The sequence below is a fragment of the uncultured Meiothermus sp. genome (assembly GCF_937863175.1).
In the GTDB taxonomy this organism is placed as follows: Bacteria; Deinococcota; Deinococci; order Deinococcales; family Thermaceae; genus Meiothermus.
Genome location: NZ_CALMCQ010000060.1, coordinates 1 through 4,713 on the forward strand (window position 1 = coordinate 1; position 4,713 = coordinate 4,713).

Genomic DNA, 4,713 nt, shown 5'->3' on the forward strand with positions numbered 1-4,713 from the left:
TTCCTTCGGCAGATGGAGTTTCCAGAGTCCGGGGCTGAAATCCTGGCTGATTCGCATTTGTCTAACCTCGAGACCTCAATAATAGAGGTATGTTGTTTTGGCTACGGGGCCTGATAATCGTCCTCCTGCTACTGGCAGTCTGGGGGCCGAGCCTTCCCGTGCAGCCAGTGCGAACCGTGGTTCTGCTCGACCAGAGCCCCTCAGCACGGGAGGCGGTCTGGCAGGTTGCGCCCCAGGTCAGCCTGCCAGGGGCAGCCTATGTGGCTTTTGCCAGCGGAGTAGCCCAGGTGGCCAGCCCAACCGCCCGACGACTCGACCTGGGTGAGGGCACCCAGCTTAACCCGGCTCTGCAGAAAGCCCAGGAACTGCACCCCGACCGGATCGTGCTGGTGTCGGATGGGCTGTTTCAGGATCGGATCCTTCCGATTGGAATACCCATCTACACCCTTTACCAACCCCCCAGTCCCAACCTCTCGGTTTCGCTGGTTGCCCCAGCCCTTCCGGGCAAGGGCGAGACCATCGAGGTGCGGGCGGTGCTCGAGTCTACTACCCGTGTTCAGGCCCGACTGATCCTGGATGGACCCGCCGGGCGGGTGGAACGGGAGCTACAGATATCGCCTGGACGAAGCAGTCTGGGCTACCGGTTTCGTCTGGACGGGCCGAGCCAGGTTTCGGCGCGAGTAGAAAGCCCTCTGGGCAGCCACCAGACCCGGTTAGACCTCAGTCCAGCCGATACCACCAGGGTCTGGGTGGTTGGGGACACCGCTCTGGCACGCTATCTTGTGGCCCAGGGCTTTGCGGTTGAAGAACGGCGCGATATCAGCCTCCCGATCCAGGCCGAGGTGGTAGCCCTGGGGGTGGGGGCGGGGGATTTGTCGGCTGCCGAACTCGATGCGCTGCAAAGTTTTTTGAACCAGGGGGGAAGCCTGCTCTGGACGGCTACCCCGCGAGGTTTGTTTTTCGGGGGCTGGGAGCGCAGCAGCCTGGCCGATAGCCTTCCGGTGGAGCCGGTGGAAGAGCCGGGCGGGGTGGGGATTGTGCTGGTGCTGGATGTCTCGGGCAGCATGCTCGAGGGCGACAAAATTGGCATGGCGGTGGTGGGATCGGTGGAACTTATTCGCTCTGCCCGGCCCCAGGACTACGTTGGAGTGGTCATTTTTTCTGACCGTGCCCGCTGGCTGTTTCGTCCACGCCCCATGACCGAGCAGGGACGCAAAGAAGCCGAAAGCCTTCTCCTGTCGATCCGGGCTGGCGGAGGAACCTACATCAGCCAGGCCTACGGCATGGCTCTGGACGCCCTCGAGGAAATTCCCGCCGACTCCAAAAAAGTGATTGCCATGACCGATGGCATTGCTGCCGACATCACCCCTGCAATTTTCGAACGGGCTCGGGATGCGGCTCCCGAGATCAAGACCAGTTCGGTGGCCCTGGGTGCGGATGCCGATCAGGGCTTTTTGCGCGACCTGGCCCAGGCAGGAAGCGGCAGTTTCTGGAGTGTGCCCAGACCCAGCGATCTGCCACGGTTTTTCCTGGAAGAAGCCCAGCGTACCTTCAGGCGGGAGGCCCTCGAGGGTCGCTTCCCGGTCTCGGTGCGGCCCCATCCCATCACGCGGGATAGCAGTCCACCTGCACTCCAGGTTATCCTTCCCACCCGATCCAGGCCCTGGGCTCAGACCCTGCTCAGTTCGGGAGAGCTCAGTGTGCTCGCGGTTGGGGAGAGTGGCCGGGGCCGGGTGGCAGCCCTGGCGACCGACCTCTCGCGCTCGTGGCAGGACTGGCGGGAGGCCCCCGGACTGATGGCCGAATTGTTGCGCTGGCTATCCCGAACCCCAGCCCGTCCAAGAGTTCAGGCCGTTCGGGAGCAGGATCAGGTTCGGGTCTTGCTGGAAGGCCAGTTTGAGCGACCCAGCCTGCGGGTCGGAGGCCGGGAAGAACGGTTTGCTCCTACTGGGCCGCTGCGCTTTGAGGCCCGGCTGTCGCGGGAAGCGGTGGGGCAGGCCGTAGTGCTCGAGAACGATCTTGCTCTGTTGAGACTGGAACTGCCCACCCTGCCCGAGTGGCGTCTGGAAGATGGCCAGGCCGTCTTGCGAAGGCTATCCGAGGCCAGTGGTGGCCGCCTCCTGCAGGATGTCTCGGAGCTACAGGGCCTGTCGGATTTCAAAGCCTACAGCCTGCAACTGCCACTCATAGCGCTGGCCATCGGATTGTTCTTACTCGAGCGTTTGCTCGAGCGAAGACGAGGCATTGGTATGAGGTGATGCACGGGTGGGGAATTCAAGGTAAGCTCGCGCCCTGCGGGCCTCGAGCGAAGACGAGGCGTTGGTATGAGGTGATGCACGGGCGGGGTATTCCTGGAATTGGTCAAAAATGGCTTGACTTTGGCTTTGCTGGGGCTAGTGTTGAGGAGATGCGCTTCTACTCCCTTCTTGCACTCATCTTGTTGGCTGGATGCTCTGCTCAAGAAGCCTGGATGCCTGCACCTGCCAATTCCATTCCCCGCGAGGTGGTGATGGAGGGCCTCGAGGGAACGCTTGCGCTACGGGTTGGTTCCAATGTAGCCTGGCGGGTAGAGACGTCTGGCAGTTGGCTTACGGCTACACCACACAGTGGCGTCGGCCCCAGGGTGGTGCAGCTTAAGGCCAGTTTCAGCAGTGAAATCCAGAACCAGGCCGAGTATAGCGATAGTATCCGTATTTCCGGCGATGTACAGGCCACCATCACGGTGCGCCTACCTTTGGTCAAGGTGGTGGGCGCGATTGCCGACGCTGGTCTGGCCTCGAGTGCAGGCGGTGAACAATTGGGCACTCGGGGGTTGCGCTCCGAGGCTCAACTGAGCCCTGCCAGTGCGCGACCCGTCGAGATTCTGGTCAAATACCGCAGCGACCTGCGGACGGTTCTCCTGCCCCAGGGGAGCCGGGTGCTGTCCCAGGATCGGATTAGTCGCCTGACCAAGCTCGAGACCTCCAACCCCCAGGCCCTGCTGGATCGGCTGCGCCTCGACCCCAGTGTAGAGTGGGCCGAGATCAACGGAACCGTAAGTGCTCAGGGCGAACCCACCGACCAGTTCTACCCCCAGCAGTGGTATCTGCGCAGCACCGGGGCCAGATTTGCCTACCTGCAAACCTACACCACCCCCATTACGGTGGCGGTGGTGGACACCGGGGTGCGCTACGACCACCCCGACCTGGCCGGGCGTTTATGGTTGCCAGGGGAAGGCGCCTACGACTTTGTGGGCGATGCCACCCCTCCCCAGAACCCATCCGACCCATACGATCCTTGTGGCGACCCAGCCCCAGGCGCGCCAGGCGATAACAACCCCTCCGACCCCTGCGACTTGCTATCCCGCACCGGCGGCAGCCATGGAACCCATGTGACCGGAATTATCGTTGCGGGCAGCGGTACCTTCACGCCACCCTGTCCCGCCTGTTCCAACTCAGGAATTGTGGGCATGGCCTACAACGCCCCTATCACGGTACTGCCCTTGCGGGTGCTGGACTCGCTGGGCAACGGCACCTTTGAGGACGTGGCTTTGGCGATTCGCTACGCAGCAGGTTTGCCGGTAGAGAAATTGGGCCAGCTTTTACAAAACCCCCAACCAGCCCGCATCATAAACCTGTCACTGGGTGCAAAGTTGAGAGATTTCCCGTACGCGATGTGCGAGGCGGTTGCGGATGCGGTGGCGCGGGGGGTGCTGGTAGTGGCAGCCGCAGGGAATTACCAGAACCAAAGCCCTGGCGCGATGGTCTATCCGGCAGCCTGTCCAGGAGCTATCTCGGTGGCGGCTACCGACCAGAACCATCAAGCCGCCTATTACAGCCAGCAAAACAGCGAAGTGGACATCGCCGCGCCGGGAGGCAACATCTCCCAGACCGGAGGCGGTATTCTCTCGACCACCTGGAACTATACCGCCAACCAGCCCAACTACACCTTCTACATGGGTACTTCCCAGGCCACGCCCCAGGTTGCGGCGGCGCTGGCGATGGTGCTGTCCAGCGGCAGAGCCACAAATGCTGAACAGGCCTGGAACCTGCTACAGTCCAGCCTTACCGATCTGGGCCCACCAGGTCGTGACGATGCCTACGGAAATGGCCTGCTCAACCTGCCAGGGGCCTTTGGCTGGACACTGCCCAAGGGCAGTTTCCTGATGAGCTTCAGTGGTCCCAGCCCAAGGCAGGTGCCGGTAGTGAACGGGCTTTTCGAGACCTTCCTGGTGCCAGGTCGCTACCAGGCTGTGGCCTGCCGCGACGATTCGGGAAATAGCCTTTGCGACCATAGCGAGCCGAAAGCCGAGCGAGAGGTGCAGGTGAGCGGCAGAAACACCCTCGACCTGGGGATGATCTTGGTGGGGCCGTAGGTCTGGGTTTGCGGATTTTATTTTCAAGGCGACTATTGTTCGTGCAGAGTAAATGTAGGCTGTTGTAAGGAGGATGAAGGTTCAGCCTGACCTAGTTCTGAGAATTGACGGTTAGGGGTAACTCAGTCTACAATTCTTACAAAAGAATAGGGAAAGTACGCATGAAGCGATTGATGTGCCTTCTATCCCTGATTTTAGTGGTGTCTTTTTTTGCACAAAGGGCAGACGCGCAAGAGCTATGCACATTGCTTCGAGGGGCTTCAATTATCGGTCAAGACCGAGGGAACACATTTCTAGGGAGGATAACGAGTCGATTCGACTCCGACTCGATTTTCAATGAGTTTGGAACATACGGAAGT

The 4,713-nt window shown here is 61.0% G+C and carries 2 protein-coding genes; both read left to right on the top strand.

Going from position 1 to position 4,713, the window contains the following annotated elements:
• Positions 1-89 precede the first annotated feature (89 nt).
• The gene (locus tag Q0288_RS02465; RefSeq protein ID WP_299426667.1) at positions 90-2,258 is read left to right on the top strand and encodes a vWA domain-containing protein; all 2,169 of its coding nucleotides are present in this window, start codon (positions 90-92) and stop codon (positions 2,256-2,258) included.
• A gap of 212 nt (positions 2,259-2,470) precedes the next feature.
• Positions 2,471-4,354: a S8 family serine peptidase gene (locus Q0288_RS02470; RefSeq protein ID WP_299426669.1), complete on the top strand. Its 1,884-nt coding sequence runs from the start codon at positions 2,471-2,473 to the stop codon at positions 4,352-4,354.
• Positions 4,355-4,713 lie beyond the last annotated feature (359 nt).

Coding starts and splice junctions, on each gene's coding strand:
- Q0288_RS02465 (WP_299426667.1), top strand. CDS start 90: ATGTTGTTTTGGCTACGGGGCCTGATAATCGTCCTCCTGCTACTGGCA.
- Q0288_RS02470 (WP_299426669.1), top strand. CDS start 2,471: ATGCCTGCACCTGCCAATTCCATTCCCCGCGAGGTGGTGATGGAGGGC.